Source organism: Thermogutta sp. (assembly GCF_014359955.1).
Lineage (GTDB): Bacteria > Planctomycetota > Planctomycetia > Pirellulales > Thermoguttaceae > Thermogutta.
Genome location: NZ_JACIYL010000260.1, coordinates 1 through 5310, shown reverse-complemented (window position 1 = coordinate 5310; position 5310 = coordinate 1). Strand labels below are relative to the sequence as shown.

At 58.9% G+C, this 5310-nt stretch carries 3 protein-coding genes; 1 reads left to right on the top strand and 2 read right to left on the bottom strand.

What is annotated here, in order from left to right; genetic code table 11:
- Positions 1–302: 302 nt before the first annotated feature.
- Entirely contained in the window at positions 303–2285 is a 1983-nt protein-coding gene (locus H5U08_RS09485; RefSeq protein ID WP_297032441.1) for a trypsin-like peptidase domain-containing protein, read from the bottom strand.
- Positions 2286–3172: 887 nt separating this feature from the next.
- Here H5U08_RS09485 and H5U08_RS09480 point away from each other — a divergent pair.
- Positions 3173–4129 (top strand): GNAT family N-acetyltransferase, encoded by a 957-nt coding sequence (locus tag H5U08_RS09480; RefSeq protein ID WP_297032440.1) that lies wholly within the window; start codon positions 3173–3175, stop codon positions 4127–4129.
- Between the two features lie 80 nt (positions 4130–4209).
- Here the strand turns inward: H5U08_RS09480 and H5U08_RS09475 are convergent.
- Positions 4210–5310 (bottom strand): WD40 repeat domain-containing protein (locus tag H5U08_RS09475; protein ID WP_297032438.1); only part of this gene is annotated, 1101 nt, incomplete at its 5' end.

Below are 5310 nucleotides of genomic sequence, written 5' to 3'. Positions count from 1 at the left end.
GAAAAAGCGGCGATGAATCGCCGCACTCCATATGGAGTGCGGGGCTTTAGCCCCGCTTTCGGCGCGGGACTTCAGTCCCCGCCGAAAGGCAATGGAACATCGAATGTTGAATGACGGACCCGACGAGCGGGTCCCTCCGAGGCGTTTTTTGAAGGGACACGCTGGGTGAGGGCTTTCTTAACCGGGGACGTCGGCTGCCTCTCTCACCAGCCTGGCTGCTTTAACCAATTTCACGGTCCGCCGGTGAACGCTCGCTCAACGAGGCCGCAACGCGACCCGCTCTTGGAATGGACATTTCGCGTTCAGTCGGCATACGCCGGTCGAAGTTGAGTGAAAGATTCCGCCAGTCGGGTCACCTGGTCTTTGAGATTTTCCGACTGCTGGAGTGCCGCTTGACTGTAGGCCTGATACGTGGTCGGTGGACTGTCGCTATACCGTTTGAGTGTGTTGACCGTCCGCATGAGTGCCTCCAAGAGTTTCACACGGTTTTGGTCCACATGCGGACTCTGTTTCAATGCATTGAGACGTTGATCCACATTGTTGGTACAAAAAGCGAGAATCTCTCTGGCTTCACTGGCATCGAGGGCCAATCGGATTTTGCGGGCTTGATCCTCGGGCATCAGTTCAACCAATTTGACCTTGCCGGCCGCCAGCCTTGGGACCCCGCGCATCCGCACAAGTTGCTCTTGGGCACGGACTTCATCCGGAACATTTGCAGCGAACTTGAGGAGATAGAGGACACCCGCCACGGCCAGCTTCTCAAACAAAGCCCGTTCTGCGTGGAGGTCATTGGCTCGTCCAGTGGGCTGCTGTAACTCTTTCTCGGCCTCTTCGATGGCTTTAACAAGAGCATTCCCCGGAATGGAAAATGCCATGCCTCGGCGAATGACTCCGGGCATGATTTTCGCAAAGCTCTGGTCCAGATTGCGAAGGGCCTGCCCCAGCTCGCGCTCACCCTCCTCCGTGGCCTTCATGGCAATGACACCCACGACCTCACCCTGCCAGTTGAATAGCGGCGCCCCACTGCTTCCCGGATTGACGTTGGCGGTAATCTGGTAGAAATCGTAACCCTTCTTATGGACCCGGGCGGCAACCTGACCCGCTACTATGGCATTACGCAAGATCAGTTCCGTGTTTCCCAAAGACGGATTGCTGATAATCGCCACTTTATCTCCCGGTCGCAATTCGGTGACGAACGCAATCGGAACGGGTTTTTGAGGACAATCGACATAAAGGATCGCCAAATCCCTTGCCGGGTCCTCATAGAGTAGCTTCTGGACTCGATAACGCCCCTCCTGTGCCCCGGCGAATGTGATCTCAAGGTCTTCGGCAAATGCGCCCTCGATGACATGGGAATTGGTTACGATCAATTTCTCCTTGGCGACAAACCCTGTACCGGAAGCGAGGGGAAACTCGATCAAACCGACCGAATCTTTCCACTGGGTGACCTGTTCCGGTGGCTCTTCCTCAAAGTGCGTGATGGGTTCAGTTGGCAATCTCGGACCTGGACGCACGCCTGCTGTCTCCGGTGGTGACGGTGTCTCTTCCGGTTGGGTCTGAGGTGCCGATGATGGAGGTGGCCCTGCCATCACCCACGGAGGAGGCCCGAAGGGGCGATATGGCCTCCCCATTCCCGGCCCACCGGGCCGCATTCGAGCCAAATCGGGGCGGTATCTCGCGCCAATGGGGCCAGGCAACAGTTCAACACGATCAATGACAAAAACCGTCTCCGCGCTGTAAACGCTCAGAGCAATCCTGCGCGGCGGAATGTGAGACCAGAACCGTTGATCCAGGCTCAAACGAGACGCATCACCCTGCCATTGAATGATCAGTTCTTGCGACGCGCGTACGTGGACGTAGTCGGGGGCGGAAGCGAACTCCAGCGAGACCGGTGCATCCCCGTGGAAGATTCGCCCAAAATAAGTCGTTTCGTTATGATCAGCCGTCGCTCCCGACACCAGGGATAGCCCGCTAACGAGCCGCCCAAATCCCTCGAGCACCACCATCGTTTGAGAGTTCCCCACCGGGAGCGTGACATTCAGAGACTCGCGACCCCGAACACGTCGTGCCACGATGAGCAGCCTGAACTCCTGAGGTGGGTCGAAAGGAAACACCAGTGTTGTCAGTGCCTGGCCAGGCGAACGCAAGGATTTGCCTTCTCGTATCCAGGTGCCGAATATACTGTGAGCTGTTGGATCAACGAGTGCCAGCAGATCTCTCGGCGGCCCATAAACAGGGGCGGGAGGGGACACCTGTTCCATCTGTGGATTTTCTGCCTCTGACACGGGCGGACCACCAGTTGTCTGTGACGGCACGTTTGTTTGACCGAATGAGGCCGGTTGTGGCGCTGGTGTGGAGACGCCTTGGGGAGCCCCATCACCGCTAGCCAATTCCGCACTCGGTGCTTGCGGAACTTGTTGAGCGCCCACGGGCATTGCTGGGGCTGCCTGTTGCATCTGAGACTTGCTGGCGACGGTATCCCCCTGATCTCCTTGTGTTTGCGCAGCGTCTTGGGCCGAGGGGGACGACCCTTGCGAAGGCGTCCGATTCGGTGGCGTGACCCGAAAAGAAGAAGACGAGTCCTGACATCCCACTGCGAAAGGAAGAAGCACGAGTGCGACCAGAAATCGCCAACGACATGCCGATGCGCTGTTGGCCATGGCCCATCCTCCGTTTCCCCAAGACTAGCGGAACGCTGCCCGTTTTGGACAGTATTATACAACCCCGGAATCGGCGTGTCATTCTGCCCGTGCCAGTCAAATCGGAGTGGATTATCCAACGTGAATCAGCGGACCTGACAGGCAGGTCCCTCCGGAATTTTCTCGGAGGGGCACGCTTGTCGTGCCCGTTGAAGCGGGATGGATCATCAATCGGTGTTCGTCGGACGTGACAAGCAGGTCCCTCCGAATGCGGTTCCGCCGAGTACGGACCTGACAAGCAGGTCCCTTCGAGGGCGAGGGCCATTCATGAATGGCCCCTGGCGGAAGGCGAGCCGTTGGTCACGCGTCATTGCAGCTTGCCGCGGGTGCGCCCTAGAATAGAAGCAGAGGGGAATCAACACCAGGGAAGGCCACACGCCCCGTCACGCGACAATGCGCATGACACATCCTGGTAAGTCGGCTGGGCCGCTGTGGGCCTTCGGCAATGTCGAGAACGGGAAGTCCTTGGGGGGATGTTAACGTATCGAACCTACCTCAACACCGACCCGCCTCATCTGTTACGCATTTGGGCTGAGTGTACTGGTCGGCCGGGCCTTGTTCAGCCGTTGAATATCTCTTCGCTGGAGCGAAGTGTGCTCAACAAGCCGTATTTCGACCCCAAGGGGTTGATCCTGGCTTTCGACGACGGTCGCCCGGTGGGCTTTGCCCATGCCGGATTTGCGCCCTCCGCTGATTTCGGTGATGCCCTGCGTCGCGAGGTGGGGATCATATGTCTGCTTCTGGTGAGCCAGGACTACGAGAAGTCGCAGGTTCCTGAGACACTTCTCTTCCGCTGTGAGGAATATCTGACGTCGCGGGGTGCCCAGGTCCTCTACGGGGGCTCTGCCAGTCCGTGGCATCCGTTTTATCTGGGCCTTTACGGTGGTTTTCAATTGCCCGGCATTCTGGAGAGCGATACCCAACTGATCGAGACTTTCACCCAGCATAATTACGTGCTGGATGCCCGATACCGGCGCTTTCAGTTGAACCTGATGCACTACCGTCGGCCTCCGGATCCGAATTTGCGGCTGCAGTTCGCCCAGTATTCCGTCTGCAAGCGACTGGATCCTCAGCTTACCCAGTGGTGGGATGCAGTGTCCTACTGCGAATCCGAACTTCTCGATTACCTGCTCGTCAACCCCACGACTGGCCGACCGGTGGCCCGGGTGCGATTCTGTAAACATAATCCCAATCCGCACTCCTGGCCGGCGGTGGGGCTGGTGGATATTCGGGTGGCTGAAGGCTGGGCGGACAGCAGAGTTGATGATTTTCTGCTGGGTGAGTCTCTGGTCCGCTTGCAGCAGGAAGGGATCTCCATCGTCGAAGCCCAGTGCCACAGTGGGGCGACGGGCACGGCGAATCTGCTCACCATTCATGGATTTCAGCCCGCGACGGGAGGGGTGGTCTTCCGCAAAGAAAAACCCACTTAAAAAACGTCGGCCCGACTCTTCTCGGAAAGGCTTCGCATGTTCGGACGCGTCCGCAGCAGTTGATTCCCGGGGTCGCTCTGCTAAAACTGTGGTGCTTCCGCTGCGGTGGAGTTCTCGGTGGGCGTCTTGTCGGTCGGGTGGTCGGGAATCTTCTCCGGCAAATTATCGGAGGTTGCAAAGGGCCAAATTCGCACCTGGCGAGTTCGATCGAGGCTGACGAAGAGCTGGGAGTGCGGCACAAAAAGGACGGGGCCGGCAAAATCGCTGAACGAGGCATGGCACCGACCGGTGGCCACGTTCCAGATGCGAAGTTCCACCTTACCGGCGGCTGCATCGGGCGGAGTGGCGGAGAGGAGTGCCTGCCCGTCCGGCGAATACGCCAGATAGGTGATAAACCCCGGCGTTTCTTCCCACGAACCCAGGAAACGCAAAGAGGGAAACTCAAACCGCTGAATGGCGGGGATCAAGCGGCTGACCACCGCGATCTGATTTGTGGTGGGTGAAAAAGCGATCGCGGCGACGGGACCGTTCTGGAGGAAGGCGTGGGCAATCTGTCGGCGGCGGTCGAAATCCCACACCACAATCTGACCATTCGCCGTGCCTGCCACGAGATACTCTCCGTCGGGAGAGAAAGCCAGGCTCGTGGCGTAGGTGCCGGAGAGGGCGAGTCCCTGGAGTTCGGTTTCCAGCCAGGATTTGGTATCCCACGCGATGAACCGGCCGCGACGGTCGGCCGCCAGCACAAGTTTACCGCTTGGGCTGAGCGTCAGCGCCGTGAAGGGAATATTCAGCGACGACACGGTGCGGGGCGGGCTCAGGCGCTGCGCGTCGCGGATCTGAAGCTGCCGCTCCCGGACTACGGCGATGAGCCACTGGCCATCGGCGGTGAAGAACAGCCAGTCATCGCTGAGACCGGCCTGCTTGGCGCTCACCAGACGGGTTCTTGTGGCTGTGTCCCACAGGCTGATGGTGGAGTCCCGAAAGGCAAGGCCTTCCACCGTGGCAATGCGGGTGCCATCCGGGGATACAGCGATTGCCCGCACGATGCGGTTCTCTGTCTCCAGCCGGGGAGGCACCTCCTGCTTTTCCAGATCCCAGACATTGAGAATACCCTGGGAGGCGGTGTACACCAATCGGGAATCCTTGGAGAAAGTTCCATACACGGCGTAGCCCGTGTGGGC